This is a genomic window from Flavobacterium panici (genome assembly GCF_903819335.1).
Classification (GTDB): domain Bacteria; phylum Bacteroidota; class Bacteroidia; order Flavobacteriales; family Flavobacteriaceae; genus Flavobacterium; species Flavobacterium panici.
Genome location: NZ_CAIJDE010000034.1, coordinates 125,297 through 146,841, shown reverse-complemented (window position 1 = coordinate 146,841; position 21,545 = coordinate 125,297). Strand labels below are relative to the sequence as shown.

Here is a 21,545-nt window from a genome sequence, read left to right as displayed (position 1 = left end):
AAAATGAAAAATAAACTGGTATTTTTTAAAAGCATTATAAGAGCAAAAAAAATACGCCAGTATTATTTCTTAATCCTATTGTTTTTCACTAGTTATGTATCAGCAATTGCACCAAACTTTACAATTAAGGAAATAAAATTTGTTAGCGAAGGAGTTTCACTCGCCGGAACTATTTTTACACCTAACAATATACAGGCAGCTGTTGTGATTGTTCATGGATCTGGGCAAGAAAAAAGAATGATAAACTTTGCTACAATTCTAGCCAACAACGGAATTGCAGTTTTAACGTATGATAAGCGTGGTGTCGGCGAATCAGCTGGTGTATATGCTGGACCTGAAGTAGGAACTAACAATGTTGATTTCTCCAATCTAAATCTTTTGTCTTTAGATGCTAGCGCTGCTGTAAATACTTTATCTAAATCCTTGTCAAATAATAAAATACCTATTGGTTTAATAGGCGGTAGCCAAGCTGGATGGATAATTCCATTGACGGCAGAGAAAAATAAGAAAGTTAAATTTATGACAATCTTCAGCGGAGCCCTTATAACAGTTAAAGAGCAATTGAGATTCCAATTTTATACAAATGGACATAAAAAATTTTGGGAAACACACTCCGAAGAAGAAGCGAGAAAGCATGTATTCAACGATCCTGATAAATATGAATTCATTGATACAAATCCAAACGACATTCTTTCTAAATTATCAATTCCAGGATTCTGGATTTATGGAGGCAAAGATATTCAAGTACCTGCGAATCTATCAATCGAATATCTTAACAAATTGAAATCTAAAGGAAATCCTTATGAATATAAATTATTTCCAAACTTGGGACACAATACTGCATTTTCAGACTCTGAAGAGCCTATGAAGGATGCGATCAATTGGATTAAAAATATAGATAAATGAAAGAATTACAAATGAAAAAAGATGGGAAATATCGCTAATAGCAACTACAACATGTTTTAAGCTTTTTAAAAATTCTTTTTATAAGAAGTTTGAGCTATAAGATTGTTAAAAAAAATTATATCAACAATGATGAATTTATTTATCATAACTTTGTAAAGTTCATTAAATTCATGAAAATGATACAGAAAACCATTATTCCTAAAGATAAAATTGTGAATCTTTCTTTTGAGATTCCAAAGAATTATGTTGGAAAAGCATTAAAAGTATCTATTGATTTTGAAGATGAAAATGATCAAATTGAAAGCAATTTATCTAAAGAAGATTTAATGGAATGGATAAAAGTTGCTGAAAAATCCCCAACGATGTCTCTAGAAATGTTTAATGAAAAATGGGAAGAGAAAAAGCTGAAAATTCAAAACAATATACGATAGATATATCTGAAAATTATTTTCAAACTTTAGAAGAAATTGTTGATTATATTGCTTTCGAAAAACTTCAACCATTAAATGCGATTAAAATTGGTAATGGAATAAATAAAGCAATGAATAAAATAATTCAGAATCCTTTGATTTATTCTCAATGTGAAAACTTGCCAACTAAAACCAAGATTTACAGGGAAGCTACATATAAAACTTGGCTCATTATATTTAAAATAAAAAACAATCACATTACAATTCTTGGCGTTTTAAGTGGAAAAAGAAAAGTTTCTTCATTTAAAAGACTTCGATAAAATCTTGATTTTTTTTCAAAATAAAACTTGCGATTTAAATCCGGAAAACATATTTTAAGCACTCCAGAAAACTAAATATAATTCATTCATTTACAATAGAATTAGACCCGAAATCGATATCTTTTTTTTAAGAAAATTTTGAGAACCTAAACCGTTGCAAGATTGTAACTTATAGAGTATCTTTGCACCCTAATTCGAAATTCATAAAATGAATAAATTATTGATTGTTGGAACGGTTGCTTTCGACGCGATTGAAACTCCTTTCGGAAAAACAGATAAAATTTTAGGTGGTGCTGCAACGTACATTGGTTTATCAGCTTCATTTTTCAACTTGCAATCGGCCATAGTTTCTGTAGTTGGCGATGATTTTCCTCAAGAACATTTAGACTTATTAACTTCAAAAAATATTGATATCTCTGGTATCGAAATTGTAAAAGGCGGTAAAACGTTTTTTTGGAGCGGTTTATACCACAATGATTTAAATTCTAGAGATACATTAGTAACTGAGTTAAACGTTTTAGCTGATTTTCAGCCAAAAGTTCCTCAAAACTACAAAGATGCTGATGTTGTAATGTTAGGAAATTTACATCCGTTAGTACAAAGCAGCGTTTTAGATCAATTAGAGAAAAAACCAAAATTAGTTGTTTTAGATACAATGAACTTTTGGATGGACTGTGCTCTTCCAGAATTATTAGACGTTATTAAACGTGTAGATGTTATTACAATCAATGACGAAGAAGCAAGACAACTTTCTGGTGAATATTCATTAGTAAAAGCAGCAGCTAAAATCCAGGATATGGGACCAAAATATGTTGTGATCAAAAAAGGAGAACACGGCGCGCTTTTATTCCACAACAGAGAGGTATTCTTTGCACCAGCTTTACCGCTTGAAGATGTTTTTGACCCAACCGGAGCCGGAGACACGTTTGCAGGAGGATTTTCTGGATTCATTGCACAAAGCGAAAACATTTCGTTTAACAATTTGAAAAATGCAATTATTTACGGTTCAAATTTAGCTTCGTTCTGCGTGGAGAAATTTGGAACTGAAAGGATGGAAACATTAAGCAAAGCAGAAGTAGCGATTCGATTACAGCAATTTAAGTCGTTAACTCAGTTTGACATAGAAATATAATGCCCAAAAGCCTCGATAACACGGGGCTTTTTTTATTACGTTAATACACACAACTTACAACAACACAAAATACAAAAAACAATGAGCGACGCTTTAAAACACGAATGTGGTATAGCCTTAGTTAGACTTCTTAAACCGCTTGAATATTATAAAGAGAAATACGGAACTGCTTTTTACGGAATTCAGAAAATGTATTTGATGATGGAAAAACAGCACAACCGCGGACAAGACGGAGCTGGTTTTGCAAGCATCAAACTTGATGTTGAGCCTGGACAACGCTACATCAGCAGAGTTCGTTCAAACCATTCGCAGCCAATACAAGATGTTTTTAAACAAATCAATGAGAGAATCAGTGAGGAATTAAAAGCACAGCCTGAAATTGGTGATGATGTTCAAAAAATAAAATCTGAAATTCCATATGTTGGCGAATTGTTTTTAGGACACGTTCGTTACGGAACTTTCGGAAAAAACAGCATCGAAAGTGTTCATCCATTTTTACGTCAAAGTAACTGGATGCACCGTAACTTGATTTTGGCAGGAAACTTTAATATGACGAATGTTAAAGAACTTTTCGAAAACTTAGTTGAACTTGGACAGCACCCAAAAGAAATGGCAGATACTGTTACAGTAATGGAAAAAATTGGTCACTTCTTAGACAAAGAAGTTATGCAATTGTACCAAGACTGTAAAGCCGAAGGTTACTCAAAAAGAGAAGCTTCGCCAGTAATTGCTGAGCGTTTGGATATTGCAAAAATATTAGCACGTTCTGCTAAAAACTTAGATGGTGGTTATGCAATGGCCGGTTTATTAGGTCATGGAGATGCTTTTGTTTTTAGAGATCCAGCCGGAATTCGTCCAGCTTACTTTTACCAAGATGACGAAGTAGTCGTTGTCGCTTCTGAAAGACCTGTTATTCAAACCGTATTTAATGTTCCTTTTGAAAGTGTTCAGGAAATCGATCCGGGTCACGCTTTGATTATCAAGAAAAATGGAAAAGTTTCTATGAATCAAATCTTAGAACCAACGGTTAAGAAAGCTTGTTCGTTTGAAAGAATTTATTTTTCAAGAGGAAGTGATGCTGAAATTTATCAGGAACGTAAAAATTTAGGTAAATTAATTCTACCTGCTGTTCTTAACGCAATTGACAGTGATACAGATAATACTGTTTTCTCTTATATTCCAAATACAGCCGAAACTTCATTTTATGGTTTAGTCGAAGCTGCTCAGGATTTCTTAAATCAAAGAAAAAACAATTATATTCTAGAAAACAGAAATACACTTACTGCAGAAACGCTTCAAGAGCTTTTAGCTGTAAAAATACGTACAGAAAAAGTAGCTATTAAAGACGCTAAACTTAGAACTTTTATTACTGAAGACAGCAGTCGTGACGATTTAGTTGCTCACGTTTATGATGTTACTTATGGTGTAATTAAACCAGAAGACAATTTGGTTATTATTGACGATAGTATTGTTCGTGGTACTACATTAAAAATGAGTATCATTAAAATGATGGATCGTTTGAAACCAAAACGTATTGTTATTGTTTCATCGGCACCACAAATTCGTTATCCTGACTGTTACGGAATCGATATGGCAAAACTTGAAGGGCTTGTTGCCTTTAGAGCTGCTTTAACGTTATTGAAAGAAAGAAACTTATATCATATTGTTGACGAAGTTTATGCTAAATGTAAAGCTCAGGAAAACTTTGCAGACACAGATGTTGTGAATTATGTAACTGCAATTTACGATCAATTTACACCAGAAGAAATTTCAGATAAAATTGCCGAGATGTTAAGTTCTCCGGAAATTAATGCCGAGGTAAAAATTATTTTCCAAAAAGTAGAAGACTTACATATTGCATGTCCTAAAAACTTAGGAGACTGGTACTTTACAGGTGATTATCCTACCCCAGGAGGAAACCGCGTTGTAAATCGAGCATTTATGAATTTCTACGAAGGAAAAGACGCCAGAGCGTATTAAAAAAGTATTAATAAAAGGTTAATTTGTGCATTTCATCGGTTTTTTTTGCCGTTTATCCTGTTTGTTTGGTAAAAATGAAAAGCTACAATACTTTTGGGAAACCATAACATTAGTAGGTTAAGTTTATGGTAGATTTGGGGCAAAAAGGGTGGAAGAGATTCCACCTTTTTTATTGGAATAAACTCAAGTATTTCTCCTTTAACATATTATAGTCATTTCATCGGATATATTTACCTTTCATCCGAAAAATTTTCTTAATAAAAATAACTGTCATACATTTATAAAACCATAACATTAGTAGGTTAAGTTTATGGTAGATTTGGGGCAAAAAAGGTGGAAGAGATTCCGCCTTTTTTATTACAATAAAATCAAAGTTTTTCGGTTTATAAAATTATTAATATCGCACTTCAATTATTTAAACCAATCATATGCAATTTCTTAAAAAGTTTTTTATTCTTATTATCCTAAGTCTTTCTTTTATCAGTTGTTCCGGAACAAAATCTACTACTGCAAATACAACTAAAGATGGCAGTTCTATTAAAAATGCCATCAAAGTAAAAAGTGTTTCAGAAGAATATCAAATTGTGAGACAGCTTTGTCCTAATTGCAAAATGAACGGACAAGCTCTATTAAGTGAAGGAAATAAACATTACGATTTATTAAATTTAACCAATGAAAAAGGAGAAGAGGTTAAATATTATTTTGACATCAACAGTTTCTTCGGAAAATGGTAAAATAAAAAAAGACGGATAACTTTTTAGTCATCCGTCTTTTCTCTTTATTCTTTGCTCTATCTTCTTATTTGTCTAAAGCATATCTTCTAGCAACTTCTGTCCAGTTAATTACACTAAAGAAAGCTTCAATATAATCCGGTCTTCTGTTTTGGTAGTTTAAATAGTAAGCATGTTCCCAAACGTCCATTCCTAAGATTGGAGTTCCACCATTACCAGCAACTTCCGGCATTAATGGATTATCTTGATTTGGAGTACCTACAACTTCTAATTTTCCTCCTTTAAGTACTGTTAACCAAGCCCATCCTGAACCAAACTGAGTTGCTCCGGCTTTAGCGAATTTTGCTTTAAATTCTTCAAAAGTTCCAAAAGAATCTTCGATAGCAGCTAATAAATCTCCTGTTGGTAATCCTCCTCCGTTTGGAGACATTACTGTCCAAAACAAGTTGTGGTTGTAAAAACCTCCACCATTGTTACGAACTGCAGCGTTTGATTTATCTAAGTTAATTAAGATATTTTCGATTGTTTTTCCCTCTAAATCTGTTCCTGCGATAGCAGCGTTAAGATTTGTAGTGTATGCATTGTGGTGCTTTGTATGGTGGATCTCCATTGTACGCGCATCAATATGTGGTTCTAATGCATCATATGCATAAGGTAATTGTGGTAATTCAAAAGCCATGATATAAGGATTTTTATGGTTTATAATAATTTATCCCAAATTTAGACATTTAACTTTGTAATTGAAAATACTATTTCGTTATAATTCAATTTAATTAATTGATAAATTGATTTTTTTTAATATAAATAACTGAAAATCTTTATTTTCCATTAAACGTTGTCATGGTATTTTCTAATCCTGCCGTTCCAAAAGATCTAATAATTTCGGCTGAAGTTTCTAAACGTTCCGGTAATTTCGAATTTTCATCATCATTCCATTCTCCCAAAACATAATCTATCTGCTGTCCTTTTTTAAATTGATCGCTGATTCCAAATCTAAAACGGGTATATTGCTGTGTATTCAAAACGAGATTAATGTTTTTTAATCCGTTATGGCCTCCATCGCTTCCTTTTGGTTTGATTCTGATGGTTCCGAATGACAGGTTTAAATCATCTGTAATTACAAGAATATTTTCCAGCGGAATATTCTCTTTATCCATCCAGTATTTTACTGCTTTTCCGCTAAGGTTCATGTAAGTGTTTGGTTTAAGCAGAAGAAATGTTCTTCCTTTAAACTTATATTCGGCTAAAGATCCTAGTTTTACGGTTTCAAATGACAGGCTTTCTTTTCTGGCTAAAAAGTCTAATACTTTAAATCCAATATTGTGTCTTGTGTTTACGTATTCGGCTCCAATATTTCCTAAACCAACGATTAAATATTTCTTCATATTATCTATGTTCTCTTCTTTTTGTGTTGATGAAAACAGTTTTGTTATCCATTTTATCATGTTTGCAAAAGTAAGATTAATTAGAGAATGTGCCAATTGGTTAATTAGATAATTATTTTTAACAGCGAAGATTGTTAAGAATGGCACACAGATGACGCGGATGAAACTGGTTTACACTGATTTTTATTTGTATGTTCAATATTGTTATCCTGAGCGATCCCAAAGTCTCCGGAGAAGGACCGTAAGGTGTTCGATAATCTAAATTTAATACTTTGTGCGGGCTTCGACTTCGCTCAGCTTGACAGCAATGAAAAAACTTAGTATCTCAGCACCTTAGAAACTTAGAAACTCAAAAAAAAGCCCCAATCGTAAGATTGGGGCTTTTTGTATTGAGTTGAAAAAAAATTATTTTTTCTTTCCTTTTGCAGGAGCTTTTGCAGCTTTTGCAGCTTCTTGAGCAGCTTTCATAGCAGCACGAGAAATTCTTACTTGAGCAACAACTGTGTTGTCTGGGTGCATGATTTTGTATTCTGGAGCACCAACTTTAGTAACGTATAATTTGTTACCCATTTCAAGTGGAGTAATATCAGCTTCAACAAAATCAGGAAGATTTTTAGGTAAAGCTTTTACTTTTAATTTACGAGTGTTTAAACGTAAAACACCTCCAGCAAGAACACCTTTAGATGTACCAACAATTTTCACAGGAACTTCCATTGTGATTTCTTTGTCATCAAATAATTGGAAGAAGTCAATGTGTAAAATTTTGTCAGATACAGGGTGAACCTGAATGTCTTGCAAAATTGCATTGAATGATTTTCCTTTTCCAAGTTCGATCACAACTGTGTGAGCGTTTGGAGTGTAAACCAAGTTTTTGAATGCCGCAGCGTCCGCTGAGAAATGTACTGCCTGATTTCCTCCGTATAACACGCAAGGAACCGCTCCAGCATTACGTAAGGCTTTAGTTGACACTTTGCCCACGCTTTCTCTTTCTGATCCTTTAATTGTAATCGATTTCATTGTAAAAAAATATAGTTATTAATAAATATTCTTAATTTGCTTTAAGCTTTAGGCACTAGGCTTTATGCTTTTTAAAATATAAACAAAAGCTTACGGCTTAAAGCCTACAGCATACTGCTTTTACATTATAAATTTTCCACTAATGGAATTGTTGTGGTGCACCATGTGCATAACTTCTGCAAAAAGAGGTGCACAACTCACTACTCTGATTTTATTTGATTCTTTCTTTAACGGGATTGAATCAGTAACGATTAATTCTGTTAATTTCGAATTTTCAATTTTCTCATATGCACCGCCTGATAAAATAGCGTGTGTACAAATTGCTCTTACGCTTAGCGCTCCTTTTTCGATCATTAAGTCGGCAGCTTTTGCTAAAGTTCCTCCTGTATCGATCATGTCGTCTACTAATATTACGTTACGACCTTTTACTTCACCAATCAATTCCATAGTGTCGATAACGTTGGCTGCTTTTCTTTGTTTATAACAGATTACTACATCTGATTCTAAAAACTTAGAGTAAGCATAAGCTCTTTTTGATCCTCCCATATCTGGAGAGGCAATAGTCAAATTTTCTAAATTTAAACTCTGCACATAAGGCAAAAAGATTGTAGATGCAAATAAATGATCTACCGGTTTTTCAAAGAATCCCTGAATTTGATCTGCATGCAAATCCATTGTCATGATTCTTGTTGCTCCTGCAGCGGTTAATAGATTTGCTACTAACTTCGCTCCAATCGGCACTCTTGGTTTGTCTTTCCTATCCTGTCTTGCCCAACCAAAATAAGGCATAACAGCAGTAATATGTCTTGCTGATGCACGTTTTGCCGCATCAATCATTAATAACAATTCCATCAAATTATCTGCAGATGGGAAAGTTGAACACACAATAAAAACACGTAATCCTCTGATTGACTCTTCGTAAGACGGCTGAAATTCTCCGTCACTATACGTTGACATCGTTACTTTTCCTAACGGAATTCCGTATTGTTCTGCAATTTTTTCTGCAAGATAAACACTTTGTGAACAAGCAAAAATTTTAGCTTCTGGTTCTAGGTGCGACATTATAATTTGTTGTTTTGTAGTTAGTTGTGTGTGCGTCGTTTTAGCGAGGTGCAAATTTATAAAATTTATTGGACACTGAAAGGAAATATTTAAGTATTTTTAGTAGATGATTTAATTTTATTTTTTACATTTGCACCGTGTTAAAGGAATGGGCACATTTTTGATCTCATTCTATTGCGTTAAAATAACTGATTTATCATTATTTTTTCGTCTGCTAAGCCCGGATGGCGGAATTGGTAGACGCGCTGGTCTCAAACACCTGTGGGAAACCGTGCCGGTTCGACTCCGGCTCCGGGTACAAAAAACCTCTTCTTAACGGAAGAGGTTTTTTTAGTTTTAGGAAAGATTATTTCCACCATATAAGTTATATAAATTCATTTAATATCAGTCAATTTAACAACACAAAATCTATCGTAGAGAAAAATTACAGCTTTAATTTTTTAGGATTTTGGTAGGTATTCCAAAATCTTAAAAGTTCAATATCATTATTTTTTAAAATTTTATAGTATAATGTTACTTGTTTGGTAACTGGAATCTGAAATACGTCTTTATAATTCGTTGGTTTGAAAGTTAAATTTTGCTTTAACAACAAATCTACTAAAGCATCTGTTTTATCTATAAAATTATAAACATCCTGCAAGGTCCATTCTTTTTCTAAATACTCTATATTCTTCCAATAATCATTTTTTGCAATCTTTGTCCAAATTATTCTTATCATGAATTATCTATTGAATAAGTGTGGGAAACGTTTTTTAGTTTCATCCATGACATCTTGATGAGATTGTACTCTACCTTTTGCCACATCTTCCAAAGCTTCATCAATTGCTGCTTTCTGCTCTTTACTTAATAAGGAATTATCATCTTCTTCATCTAAAGGAACAACAACAAAAGATCGACCTTTACTTCTATGTATAACTAGCTTTTCAGATTCAGCTATATCAAGATATTTTTTAATATTTCCTCTAAATTCCGTTACACTAACTGTTTTCATATAATTCATTTTTTACAAATGTACGCTTTTCTGTACGTAAAAAAATTTCTTTATCTATTATTCACAACTCGCCTCATGCAAAACAGGAAAATTACACGAATTAGCAATAAAACATAATTGATTTGCTTTTTTATGAAGTTCTAAAGCTAATTCAATTTGATCTGGATTTGAAATTTTTACTTTTGGATACAATCTAACCTCAACAAAACGTCCGCTTCCATCTGGATTTACTTCCAAAGTTGCTTCTGCGTTGTCTGAATATTCAATAACTTCTATTCCATTTTGAGAACATACATATAAGTATGACATCATGTGGCAGGAAACTAAACTGCTTAACAATAAATCTTCAGGATTATACAATAAAGGATCGCCTTTGAAAGCGGCTGAAATATCCAAAACGGGTTTCCCTTCAATTTTTATTTGATGGCTTTTGCTGTAGAATTTTTTGGATGATTCAGCTGTTTTTTGTTTTGAAGTCCAATTTAATTGTGCTTTGAATAACATAGATCAACGAATTAAGTTTTATCCAAATAAAGGCTTTGTTCCAATTATTGGTTTTTTAATTTCTGGTTCATTATAAATCTCTCTTATTAAGTCATTGTAACTGTTTAAAAAATTCTCATCATTTCTAGTGTCTATATGAATAAACTGCTGCATAAATGTTGGAATACTTTGTTCTGCTGATCCTTCTCTTAATATTGGAATTATTTTCTCATTTGAAGTTTGATTTTTATATAGCTCAACATTCATAATAGAATACTCATAACCTACACCTCCTGCTCTTTTATCTGCTTTTAATTTATAGTTTGGTGTAAAAATTATTATTACTCTATCTGCCTTATTCAAATTATCCTCTACAAAATGTGGCAAACTAGCTCCTGGTTTCAAATAATATCTATCCAATATAACATCAATTCCATCTGCACAAAGTTTATCTGCCAAATCAAGAACCCATTTTTTATGTTGTTCATTATCCCAAGAATATGAAATAAAAACAATTGGTCTTCTTGAATCAGAAATTAATTCTGGTTCTGGTTTTGATATAGGTTTTCTATCTTCTATAATATTTTCAATTTCCAAAACCTTATCTTTTGAAAATGGTTTAAGTATTTCTAATATTCGATTAACAACCTTAATCCTCACTTCATCACTTAAACCAAGCAAAATGTCGTAATAAAAAATTTTCCTTGTCGTACTTTTCCCCTCAATATTTCTTTGATTTATAAATTGAGCGTAGTCGGGAAAATAAGGCTCATATTGTCTAACTGTATCTATAAACCTCGGTCCTGAAAAATACGTTGCAGGATCGCCCTGATTATTAATCAACTCAAAAAGTCTATTATAAATTTCGATCCAATTCATAGGTAGTTTGTTTGTTTGTTTAAGTTTAAATCCTTCTTCTTTAATTTTAAAAAAATTATATTCAGAAATTACTTTTTTACAAATTTCTTCATTTGGAAGTAAAGTTGCGTAGTCATTTGCCTCTTTTAGCTTTTTTCGTTTAACAATTTCAATAACTAATATTTTGTAATTTTCATCCGTAAGCTTATAAAACCCTCCATGATGCAACAAAATAAATTTTTCTAGATATTTTATTATTTCTACTCTCGATTTATCATATCCTTGAGTCTTTCTCAAAAATTCAGTTTCAAAAGTTTTGGCTGCATGATTTAAAAGTGCATCATTTTTAATTTGCTCTTTATGCTTATACAAGATATCTAGTAACTCTTCCCACTGTTCCTTAGCTAAGTATTGATATAACTCTTCTTGACTTATCATAAATATTTCTTCTTAAAAAATTACCCTTAAATTAATTTCATTATGGCTAAATTTTTCTCAACCAATATCCATTAATGATGTTTTTTAATGTCACATTATTTTAACAAATTTAAGAAAGAATTTATCTACTTTATCAATACACGTATACTTTAAAATATTATAAATAAAAAACCTCGAAAGCATAAACTTTCGAGGTTCCTTAGAGAATTAAACTAATAAACAAATTCTAAAACTATTTCTTCACTGAGAATTTAAAGGTAGTTTTAGTTTTGTACTTTTCTCCCGGGTTTAAAACCGTTGTTGGGAAATTTTTCTGGTTTGGAGAATCTGGATAATGTTCAGTTTCTAAACAAAGTCCGGTTCTGTGAGCGTATGTTTTTCCGTCGCGCGTTGGTAAAGTTCCATCAAGGAAATTTCCTGAGTAAAACTGAATTCCAGGTTCATCTGTAGTCATTTCTAAAACTCTTCCGCTTGGTGCGTGATATACTTTTGCAATGATTGTTTTTCCTTTTTCAGGATTGTTCAATACCCAGCAATGATCGTAACCTTTTCCTCTTTCTAATTGCTCGTTTTTAACTTCGATGTCTTTTCCAATTAATTTTGGTTTTCTAAAATCGAAAGGCGTGTTGGCAACATCTTCTAATTTTCCCGTTGGAATTAAAGTTGCATCTACCGGAACAATTTTATCAGCATTTAAAGTCAATTCGTGATCTAAGATCGTTTTCGAAAAATCTGCGGATAAATTGAAATAAGTATGCTGTGTTAAATTGACAACCGTTGTTTTATCTGTTTCTGCTTCATACAAAACCTCTAACTCATTATTATTTGTCAACGTGTATGTTACGAAAACTTTTAGGTTTCCGGGATAACCTTCTTCCATATCTTTACTTAAATAAGATAATTTTAAAGAAGCTGTTTCACCAGATTTAATTTCCTCAGCTTTCCAAACTACTTTAAAAAAACCTTTTGGTCCGCCGTGTAAAGCATTTGGAGCGTTGTTGATTGCTAATTGATACTCTTTTCCGTCTAACGTAAATTTTCCTTTAGCAATTCGGTTTCCGAATCTTCCAATTAAGGCTCCAAAAAACGGATTTTCTTTTTCGTATTCTGCCAAAGAATTAAATCCAGTTACCACATTTTCAGAAACTCCTTCTTTATTCGGAACTTTTAAATCCGTAATAATACCACCAAAAGTGATGATATCTACTTCCATTCCGTTTTGGTTTTTCAGCTTGTAACTATCGATTTTTTCTCCTTTTGCAGTTGTTCCATAAGAAGATTTTTCAATTGTTACCGCTGCTTTTTGATCTGAAACTGTCGAATCCATTTTTTTATCGTTTTTGCATTGAACTGAAACTAAAGCCACACTTAACAGGCCGATTCCAAAAATACAACGTTTTAATACATTCATAAATGATATTTTTTGGTTTGTAAAAAGTTAGATGTTAAAGGTTAAAAGTACAAAAAACTCTGAATCTTTGCCTCTTTGAACCTTTGCAACTTCAATTAAAGTCCATGCTGAAACAAATGAAAATAAGCTTCATTAGCATTGATCTTATCTTTAAACTCTCTTACCGTAGTTTTTTCATCAATAACCAATAATTCGATTCCAGCGATATCGGCGAAATCTTCCATATATTCTGTTGTTAATGACTGACTGTAAACAGTATGATGCGCTCCTCCGGCAAGAATCCATGCTGTTGCAGCAATTTCAAGGTTTGGTTTACAATCCCATAAAACTCTTGCAACTGGCAATTTTGGTAATTCAGCCATTGGTTTAACCGCTTCGACTTCGTTAACAATTAAACGGAAACGAGTTCCCATATCTACCAAAGAAACATTAATTGCATCTCCGGCAGGCGAATTAAATACCAAACGTGCAGGATCTTCTTTCCCGCCAATTCCTAACGGATGTACTTCGCAAGACGGTTTTCCATCAGCAATAGAAGGACAGATTTCTAACATGTGCGATCCTAAAACATAAGATTTTTGAGGTGTGAAATGATACGTATAATCTTCCATAAAAGATGTTCCGCCTTCAAGCCCAATATTCATTACTTTTAAAACCCTTACCATTGCCGCCGTTTTCCAGTCTCCTTCTCCCCCAAAACCATAACCATCGGCCATTAATCTTTGCGTCGCAATTCCCGGTAATTGTTTCCAAACACCAAGATTTTCGAATGTATCTGTAAAAGCACCAAAACCTCCTTCTTCAAGGAAAGCTCTTAATCCTAGTTCGATTTTTGCAGCTTCAACCAAAGAACTTCTTTGTACTCCGCCTTCTTTTAAAGAATCCGTTAAAGTGTATGATTGTTCGTAAACTGCTAATAAATCAGCTAATTCCTTATCCGTTACTTTCTCAATATGTTTCGTAACATCCGAAGAATCGTATCCGTTTACTGAAACACCAAAACGAATTTGTGCCTCCACTTTATCACCTTCTGTAACGGCAACTTCACGCATATTATCTCCAATACGAGCTACTTTTAAGTTTTGAAGTTCATCCCATCCAAGGACAACTCTTGACCAGATTCCTAATTGTTTTTGAACTCTTTGATCTTCCCAATGTCCAACTACAACTTTACGTTTTTTACGTAATCTTGACATGATAAAACCAAATTCACGATCTCCGTGAGCCGATTGATTCAAGTTCATGAAATCCATATCGATAGATCCCCACGGAATTTCAGCATTATATTGTGTGTGTAAATGGCATAATGGTTTTTTTAGGATATTTAATCCGCCAATCCACATTTTTGCCGGTGAAAAAGTATGCATCCAGGCAATAATTCCGATACAGTTTTTAGCCGAATTAGCAGCCAAACAAACATCTAAAATCTGCGAAGGAGATTTCACCACATCTTTATAAACCACTTTTACCGGAATACTAGATGATGCATCTAATCCTTTTGCAATAATCTGAGAATGTTCTGCTACTTTTCTAAGTGTTTCTTCACCGTATAATTCCTGGCTTCCTACTACAAACCATACTTCTTTTTGAGAAATGTCTATCATTGTTTTTGTTTATTTTGTTTCAAGTTTCAGGTTTCAGGTTGTTGGAATCTGAAAAAGCTTGAATTGTTATTTTATTATTTTGTTTTGTTTCAGATTTCAATCCTAAATCTAAAATCGTTAATCTAAAATCTAAAATCCTTACTGTCCGTAATACGAATCTTTTCCGTGTTTACGGTTGTAATGTTTCTTTATTAATGAATCTTTTAATTTTGGTGCGTTTGGGTTTATTTGCAAAGTCAGGTAGGCCATTTCTGCCACAACTTCCAGAACTTTACTGTTGTAAACCGCTTTTGCTGCATTTTTTCCCCATGCAAATGGGCCGTGATTTCCTATCAAAACCATTTCTACTTCTTCGTACGAAAGATTTTTTTCTTTGAAACATTCCAAAATCTGAATTCCGGTATTGTGTTCGTAGTTTCCTTCAATAAGAGAATCTGCCATTGGCGGTGCGCACGGAATATCTGCTGTTAAATGGTCTGCGTGTGTTGTTCCGAAAATTGGAATATCTCTTTGCGACTGTGCCCAAGCAACCGAATACGTTGCGTGTGTATGTGCAACGCCTCCAATATTTGGCCAATTTTTATATAAATAGGCATGTGTTTTTGTGTCTGATGACGGACGCATTGTACCTTCAATAATGTTGTTATCAAAATCAACAATTACGATATCTTCCGGTTTTAAATCTTCGTACGGAACACCACTTGGTTTAATAGCAAAAACACCATTTTTTCTGTCCACGGCACTCACATTTCCAAAAGTATATACCACCAAATTCAATGCATTTAACTGCATGTTGGCTTCGTAACATTCTTGTTTTAAATCTTTATAAAGAGAGCTCATGTTCCGATATTTTAAGGTTTGGATCTGCAAAAGCACTAAGTTGTTCGTATCCTAAAAGCAGTTTATGATACGCTGCTACTTTATCTAATTGAGGGAAATATTCTCCGTCAAAATCACTTCCTATTTTTTGGCTTGCTTCAATTACGTTTGGATAAATTCCAGCTGCAACGGCTGCATAGATTGCTGCTCCTAAAGCCGGAGTCTGATCTGAAGCCGCAATTTTAATTGGCTTGTTTAAAACATTTGCCAAAGTCTGCATGATAAAAGGAGATTTACGAGCAACGCCTCCAATTCCGATTACGCTGTCGATTTTTACTCCTTCTTCTTCAAAACGGTCTACGATTTTCTTCGCGCCAAAACAAATTGCGTTTACCAAAGCTTTGAAAATATGAGGCGCTTTTGTTCCTAAAGAAAGATTTGAAATCGCGCTTTTTAATTCTTGGTTTGCATCTGGAGTTCTACGTCCGTTGATCCAGTCTAAAGCGATTGGAAGACTTTCTGAAACCGGAATTTTTTCCGCTTCTTTTGTCAATTCTACAATTAGTTTATCGCTGAATTCTTCTCTTAATTGTTCTTTTTGAGCATCATTTAAAACAGTTGAAGAACTTAATAAATGATCTGTAGGCCAAAGTAATAATTCTTTGTACCAAGCCAATAAATCGCCAAAAGCAGATTGTCCGGCTTCAAGACCAATAAATCCTGGAATAACCGATCCGTCAACTTGCCCACAGATTCCGCGAACGGTTTTGGTTCCAACTTCATCATAAGAACCAACTAAAATATCGCAGGTTGAAGTTCCCATAACACGGACTAAAGTATTCTCTCCAATCTTAGCTCCAACAGCTCCAGAATGTGCGTCGAAAGTTCCAACAGCTACAACAGTATCTGTAGAAAGTCCTAAACGGTCTGCCCATTCTTTGCTTAAATTTCCTGCTGATAAATCTGATGTATACGTTTCATCATATAAATTTCCGCGAAGCTGTGCTAGATACGGATGTAATTTTTCTAAGAATTCAACTGGCGGAAGTCCGTTCCAGTCTGCGTGCCACATTGCTTTGTGTCCGGCAGCACAACGGCTTCTTTTGAATGTTTTTAAATCTTTATCTTCAATCAATAAATACGTCATTAAATCGCAATGCTCCATCCAAGTGTGCGCTGCATTTCGAACCGCTTCATCTTCTCTGGCAATGTGCAGGATTTTTGCCCAAAACCATTCTGATGAATAAATTCCACCCACATATTTAGTTACGTCTTCTCCGCCCCAGCTTACTGCCAGTTCATTGATTTCGTTTGCTTCGTTTATAGAAGTATGGTCTTTCCATAAAACCATCATCGCATTTGGGTTTTCTTCAAAACCTTTTGTCAATGCTAATGGAATTCCATCTTTTGTAACGGGAACCGGAGAAGATCCTGTTGTGTCGATACAAATTCCACGAACCAGTTTTGGATCAACTTTACTTTCTTTTATAACGGTTTGAATTGTGATTTCCAATCCTTCTATATGATCCAAAGGATGCTGACGAAATTGATTTATAGATGCGTCACAATATTGCTTGTTTTTCCATCTTTTGTAATGAGAAACATTAGATGCTAATTCCTGTCCATTCTCAGTATCGATAAGCACCGCACGAACAGAATCTGTTCCGTAGTCTAATCCTATTACGTAATTTTTCATTCGAAATTAATTTTAAATAATGACAAATATAATTATAAATAATTTATAAGTGTATTAAAAACACTTAATAAAATATAGCTTCTGAATTTTTACAAATAATGCATTAAAACAAGGGTTTAAGACCAAAACAAAAAATAAATGTTAGTGTTACATTTATTACATTGCGATTATTTCATCTTAATTTTCAAAACAGTAACCGAGTATGCCGGAAAATCATATTGAACCTTACTTCCGTTCACCTTAAATTCACTTTCTTTTGGGCTGATTTTAGTTGGAAACTCAAAAGAATTCTCATCATTTATTCCATCTCCTTTTAAAATTATTGCCTTTCCTTTTGAATCTAATTTTGCTCCTTTTACATCAATTGAAGTATTTTGAGGCATTGCAGAAGCATTCACAATTTTCAGAATTACTTCTTTAGAATTCACATCTTTTACTGCCGATCCAAACAAATCATTTTGGCCTGTAACCGCTTTTCCGTCTTTTGTAATGTTGATTAAATCTGTTCCTTTATTGTTTGAGAATAATTTCTGAACATAATAATTTGGCGTTCCGTACGATTGTAAATTGTTGAACCAAATCATATCCGGTGTCCACTGCCAGCCTTCTACGTGAGCTAATAACGGCGCATAAGAAGTTAATTGAACAACCTCAGCATTTCGCTCCATTCCGGTCATAAAAGCGGCTTCAGAAAATGCACATTCCCAATTATTTTTGTTATCCGGGCTTGCAATTGCTACACTTTGCGCTGCATATTCTCCGGCAAAAATCTTTGGCCCTTTTCGATCATAATTATCGTAACGTGTTACGTTTTTACGGAACCAAGCCGGATCTTTATAGTAATGTTCATCAACAATTTCTGCATTCAGCTTTTTAAGTTCTTTCATGCCATAATCATAAAAATCTCCGTCAGGAAATGGTCCTGAACCTGAAACAATAGTAATGTTTGGATATTTTGATTTGATAGCTTTTTGAAAAACTTTAAAACGCTCGATATAATCTGGTCCCCATTGTTCATTTCCAACTCCAATGAATTTTAAATTGAATGGTTTTGGATGTCCCATATCAGCTCTTACTTTTCCCCAAGCTGTTGTTGCATCGCCATTTGCAAATTCGATTAAATCTAAAGCGTCCTGCACATAAGGATCTAACTGATCCATCGGAACTAATTGTCCTGTGTTGAATTGACAAGCCATTCCGCAGCTTAAAATTGGAAGCGGAGAAGCGCCAATATCCTCTGAAAGTTGGAAATATTCGAAGAAACCTAAACCAAAACTCTGGAAATAATCCGGCGCTAGTCTGTGGGCAAATTCCATATTCCAACGGTTCACTGCCGTTTCTCTTTCTTCTACTTTTCCAACTGATTTTTTCCATTGATAACGCTCTGCAAGTGTTCTTCCTTCAACAATACAGCCTCCCGGAAAACGCAAGAATCCCGGTTTCAAATCGTATAATAATTGTACTAAATCTTTACGAAGTCCATTTTTTCTTCCTGCCCAGGTATCTTCCGGAAATAAGGAAATATTATCCAGATCGATTACTCCGTTTCCTTCAAAAGTAATTTTGAGTTTTGCTTTAGCTTCTGTTGCATTTGCTGTTAATTGTGCCGTATAATTTGACCAATCTGCTGATGTTGGAACAACCGAAGTTTCTCCTAAAACTTTATTGCCTTTATCAATAAACTGGAATTTGATTTTCGAAATATTCCCCGAAATTTTGGCTGCTTTTAAAGTCAAATTATATTTCAAATCTTTCTTGATTCCCATTCCTCTGAAGCCTTCGTTTACCAATTGATAACCATTAGCATCGTTAATCGTAACCCTGCAGTAATTGTGGTTTGGCCCTTTTTGAGAATACTGAATTACTGTTGCAATTCCAGATTGCTGGTTTAGTTTATGACGGTCGCTGTTTGGTTCATTCCATCCCATCATTGGAAATAGAAATTCAAATGATCTGTTTTTGATCATTTCGGCGTATAATCCTCCATCCGCAGCAAAATTGATGTCTTCAAAAAATACTCCGTACATCGTCGGTTGAATTTTCGTGATGGTTTTGGATGCGTCTACTTCAAAATTGTTTTTTTGTGCCGATGTGTAAATGCTCGTCAGCAAGGCTCCGCAAAGAGTAATTTTGGTAATTAAATTGGGCTTCATTTTTTTATATTTATGTTTTTATGGCACGCAGAGGACGCGGATAAAAACGGATTTTTAATTTTTTGTTCTCCTGCAAGGTTTCCAAAACCTTGTAGGTATTATTAAGTTCCTTAAGTTTAAAAATTAAACCTACAAGGTTTTGGAACCTTGCAGGAATAGAATCTTAGTTCTTATAATCCAACCAAACTTTCATTTTCCCAACTCCGCGATTTGACCAAGAATAATATGGAATTGCTTTGAATTTTGAATTTTCTATGACATTTACGCCTTGCAATAAATTGGCTTCTTTTTTTACTTTGAAAGTATCTTGAGACGCTACATTTATTTTGTCGAAATTGGTTTTGTTGTCGATTTCTTCTACGGCGTAAACGATTGGCCCGTATTCTAAAGAAACTTTATTTTTATTAGTTTCTACTTTTGAATTCGTTTCTACTTCCTGAACTTCCATTGGGAAATTAAGATTGATTTTGTCGCCTTTTTTCCAATTTCTTGTAATTATGAAATAACCGTCTTGTGGTTGAATCGCTAATGTTTCTCCATTCAAACTAATTGTCGTTTTTTGAGTTGAAGCTTTTTTATAAGAATATAAATCTCCCGGTAAAACTTCATTTCTTGCCCAGCCCGGAACTCTAAATTTAATTGTGAATTGGCTTTCTTTTTTTGGATTTACTGAGATTGTAATTTTTCCATTCCAAGGATAAGATGTTTGTTGTGAAATCTGTAAATCGGTTTTTCCTAGAGCGAATGATGCGTTGTTTGAAGCATACAAATTCACATATAAAACATCTTTTGATTTCGAATAAATAAGCCCCGGAATCGACGGAATAAAACGAATTAAATTCGTTGGGCAGCAAGAACAGTCAAACCAAACCTGACGCGTACAAGAGCCTCTGTTTGATTTAAAAACACCATCAGCTTCTAAGGCATTTGGATAGAAAAATTCTTTTCCATCTAACGAAATTCCAGAGATTAATCCGTTGTACATGGTTCTTTCGATCACATCAAAATATTGTGATTTTCCGTATAAATTATGCAGTCTGTGGTTCCAGTAAACGTCGCCAATTGCAGCGCAGGTTTCGTTGTATGCGGTTAAGTTTGGCAATTCGTAATTGGCTCCAAAAGCTTCTCCGTCATGTCTTGAACCAATTCCACCTGTGATGTACATTTTTTTGTTTACCATGTTTTCCCATAAATTATTTACGGCATTAGTATAACCTTGATCTTTTGTCATGGCGGCAATATCAGTCATTCCTGCGTACATATAAACAGCTCTTACGGCATGTCCAATTACTTCATTTTGCTGAATTACCGGAATATGATCCTGTGCATATTCGCCATATAATTTATGATTGTTTGGATTTCCGCGATTGTCTAGAAAGTATTTTGCCAGTTTTAGATAATCTTCTTTTCCTGTAATTTGATATAATTTAATCAAACCTGTTTCCACAATTTGATGTCCAGGAACACCTTTTACCTGACCCGGTTTATCGCCGAAAGTTTTGACTAATAAATCGGCATTTTTGATGGCGATGTCAAGAAAGTTTCTTTTTCCGGTTGCTTCATAATGAACAACCGCAGCTTCAATTAAATGGCCTGCGTTATAGCATTCGTGGCTAATTTGTAATGATTCCCAACGTTTTCCTTCAATAACAGGAACCCAAGGTGCTGGTGGTTTTGCTGGGTTTATGGTTCTCCATGTGGTTAAATAACCGTCTTTTTCCTGACCAATTTTTACAATGGCAATTAAAGAATCCAATACTTTTTCCAGTTTCGGATTTGGGGCAGAAATTAAAGTATTTGATGCGCCTTCAATAATTTTATAAACATCGGTATCGTCAAAAGGCATTTGCCCGCGAACTTCTCCTGTTTTTTGTTTTCCTGCAATTAAGAAATTTTCGAAACGGCCTTCTTCATTACATTTCTGAATGGCGTATGAAATCGTAACTTCCTGCACTCTTTTGATAATTGGCAGCCAAAAAGAATCTGTCAATTTTACATTTTGAATATTAACGGGCTCTATTTCGTAACCTGCTTTTAAGGCCGAAGTTTTATTCGATTGCACGACATCGTTTTTGGTTTCTTTACAAGAAATCAAAACGAGAAATGCGATTAAAATTGGTATTAATATAAAAGTATATTTTTTCATTCT

At 33.9% G+C, this 21,545-nt stretch carries 20 protein-coding genes and 1 tRNA gene; 7 read left to right on the top strand and 14 right to left on the bottom strand.

The genetic code is table 11. From position 1 onward, the window contains the following. The first annotated feature begins 3 nt into the window (after window positions 1-3). The 6 genes from FLAPXU55_RS06895 to FLAPXU55_RS06870 all read left to right on the top strand — a co-directional run bounded on the left by FLAPXU55_RS06895 (window position 4) and on the right by FLAPXU55_RS06870 (window position 5,482). Window positions 4-906, top strand: coding sequence for an alpha/beta hydrolase family protein (locus FLAPXU55_RS06895; protein WP_180857090.1), 903 nt, complete (start codon window positions 4-6; stop codon window positions 904-906). 176 nt (window positions 907-1,082) lie between these two features. After that, entirely contained in the window at window positions 1,083-1,337 is a 255-nt protein-coding gene (locus FLAPXU55_RS06890) for a hypothetical protein (RefSeq protein ID WP_180857089.1), read from the top strand. After that, on the top strand, window positions 1,295-1,636 hold the full coding sequence (locus FLAPXU55_RS06885) for a type II toxin-antitoxin system RelE/ParE family toxin (protein WP_180857088.1): 342 nt from the start codon (window positions 1,295-1,297) through the stop codon (window positions 1,634-1,636). The genes FLAPXU55_RS06890 and FLAPXU55_RS06885 overlap by 43 nt, the downstream gene beginning before the upstream one ends. A gap of 208 nt (window positions 1,637-1,844) precedes the next feature. Further along, entirely contained in the window at window positions 1,845-2,768 is a 924-nt protein-coding gene (locus FLAPXU55_RS06880) for a PfkB family carbohydrate kinase (protein WP_053472906.1), read from the top strand. An 81-nt stretch (window positions 2,769-2,849) separates the two neighbouring features. Further along, window positions 2,850-4,748, top strand: coding sequence for an amidophosphoribosyltransferase (locus tag FLAPXU55_RS06875; RefSeq protein ID WP_053473031.1), 1,899 nt, complete (start codon window positions 2,850-2,852; stop codon window positions 4,746-4,748). Between the two features lie 428 nt (window positions 4,749-5,176). Continuing rightward, window positions 5,177-5,482 (top strand): hypothetical protein, encoded by a 306-nt coding sequence (locus FLAPXU55_RS06870; protein ID WP_180857087.1) that lies wholly within the window; start codon window positions 5,177-5,179, stop codon window positions 5,480-5,482. Between the two features lie 64 nt (window positions 5,483-5,546). On the opposite strand, the gene FLAPXU55_RS06865 is transcribed toward FLAPXU55_RS06870, so the two are convergent. From FLAPXU55_RS06865 to FLAPXU55_RS06850, 4 genes are all read right to left on the bottom strand, one after another. Beyond that, window positions 5,547-6,158 (bottom strand): superoxide dismutase, encoded by a 612-nt coding sequence (locus FLAPXU55_RS06865; RefSeq protein ID WP_053472908.1) that lies wholly within the window; start codon window positions 6,156-6,158, stop codon window positions 5,547-5,549. Window positions 6,159-6,297: 139 nt separating this feature from the next. After that, on the bottom strand, window positions 6,298-6,924 hold the full coding sequence (gene pth, locus FLAPXU55_RS06860) for an aminoacyl-tRNA hydrolase (protein ID WP_053472909.1): 627 nt from the start codon (window positions 6,922-6,924) through the stop codon (window positions 6,298-6,300). A 345-nt stretch (window positions 6,925-7,269) separates the two neighbouring features. Beyond that, complete coding sequence (locus FLAPXU55_RS06855; RefSeq protein ID WP_053472910.1) at window positions 7,270-7,881, bottom strand: 50S ribosomal protein L25/general stress protein Ctc; 612 nt, start codon at window positions 7,879-7,881, stop codon at window positions 7,270-7,272. A gap of 120 nt (window positions 7,882-8,001) precedes the next feature. After that, on the bottom strand, window positions 8,002-8,943 hold the full coding sequence (locus FLAPXU55_RS06850; protein WP_053472911.1) for a ribose-phosphate pyrophosphokinase: 942 nt from the start codon (window positions 8,941-8,943) through the stop codon (window positions 8,002-8,004). A gap of 218 nt (window positions 8,944-9,161) precedes the next feature. Between FLAPXU55_RS06850 and FLAPXU55_RS06845 the strand changes: the two genes are divergently transcribed. Beyond that, a tRNA-Leu gene (locus tag FLAPXU55_RS06845) sits at window positions 9,162-9,241 on the top strand. 126 nt (window positions 9,242-9,367) lie between these two features. Here FLAPXU55_RS06845 and FLAPXU55_RS06840 read toward each other — a convergent pair. From FLAPXU55_RS06840 to FLAPXU55_RS06795, 10 genes are all read right to left on the bottom strand, one after another. Then, the gene (locus FLAPXU55_RS06840) at window positions 9,368-9,661 is read right to left on the bottom strand and encodes a type II toxin-antitoxin system RelE/ParE family toxin (protein ID WP_180857086.1); all 294 of its coding nucleotides are present in this window, start codon (window positions 9,659-9,661) and stop codon (window positions 9,368-9,370) included. A 3-nt stretch (window positions 9,662-9,664) separates the two neighbouring features. Beyond that, window positions 9,665-9,934, bottom strand: coding sequence for a type II toxin-antitoxin system Phd/YefM family antitoxin (locus FLAPXU55_RS06835; RefSeq protein WP_180857085.1), 270 nt, complete (start codon window positions 9,932-9,934; stop codon window positions 9,665-9,667). Between the two features lie 57 nt (window positions 9,935-9,991). Beyond that, window positions 9,992-10,438, bottom strand: coding sequence for an OsmC family protein (locus tag FLAPXU55_RS06830; protein WP_180857084.1), 447 nt, complete (start codon window positions 10,436-10,438; stop codon window positions 9,992-9,994). Window positions 10,439-10,456: 18 nt separating this feature from the next. Beyond that, window positions 10,457-11,713: a toll/interleukin-1 receptor domain-containing protein gene (locus FLAPXU55_RS06825; RefSeq protein WP_180857083.1), complete on the bottom strand. Its 1,257-nt coding sequence runs from the start codon at window positions 11,711-11,713 to the stop codon at window positions 10,457-10,459. Between the two features lie 232 nt (window positions 11,714-11,945). Beyond that, window positions 11,946-13,124: an aldose epimerase family protein gene (locus FLAPXU55_RS06820; protein ID WP_180857082.1), complete on the bottom strand. Its 1,179-nt coding sequence runs from the start codon at window positions 13,122-13,124 to the stop codon at window positions 11,946-11,948. A gap of 95 nt (window positions 13,125-13,219) precedes the next feature. Beyond that, on the bottom strand, window positions 13,220-14,728 hold the full coding sequence (gene araA, locus FLAPXU55_RS06815; protein WP_180857081.1) for an L-arabinose isomerase: 1,509 nt from the start codon (window positions 14,726-14,728) through the stop codon (window positions 13,220-13,222). 138 nt (window positions 14,729-14,866) lie between these two features. Further along, on the bottom strand, window positions 14,867-15,568 hold the full coding sequence (locus FLAPXU55_RS06810; protein ID WP_180857080.1) for an L-ribulose-5-phosphate 4-epimerase: 702 nt from the start codon (window positions 15,566-15,568) through the stop codon (window positions 14,867-14,869). Continuing rightward, a complete protein-coding gene (locus FLAPXU55_RS06805; protein ID WP_180857079.1) occupies window positions 15,552-17,243 on the bottom strand; it encodes a ribulokinase in 1,692 nt (563 codons plus the stop codon). The genes FLAPXU55_RS06810 and FLAPXU55_RS06805 overlap by 17 nt, the downstream gene beginning before the upstream one ends. A 167-nt stretch (window positions 17,244-17,410) precedes the next feature. Further along, entirely contained in the window at window positions 17,411-19,396 is a 1,986-nt protein-coding gene (locus tag FLAPXU55_RS06800; RefSeq protein WP_180857078.1) for an alpha-L-arabinofuranosidase C-terminal domain-containing protein, read from the bottom strand. Window positions 19,397-19,559: 163 nt separating this feature from the next. After that, complete coding sequence (locus tag FLAPXU55_RS06795; protein ID WP_180857077.1) at window positions 19,560-21,542, bottom strand: glycoside hydrolase family 127 protein; 1,983 nt, start codon at window positions 21,540-21,542, stop codon at window positions 19,560-19,562. Window positions 21,543-21,545 lie beyond the last annotated feature (3 nt).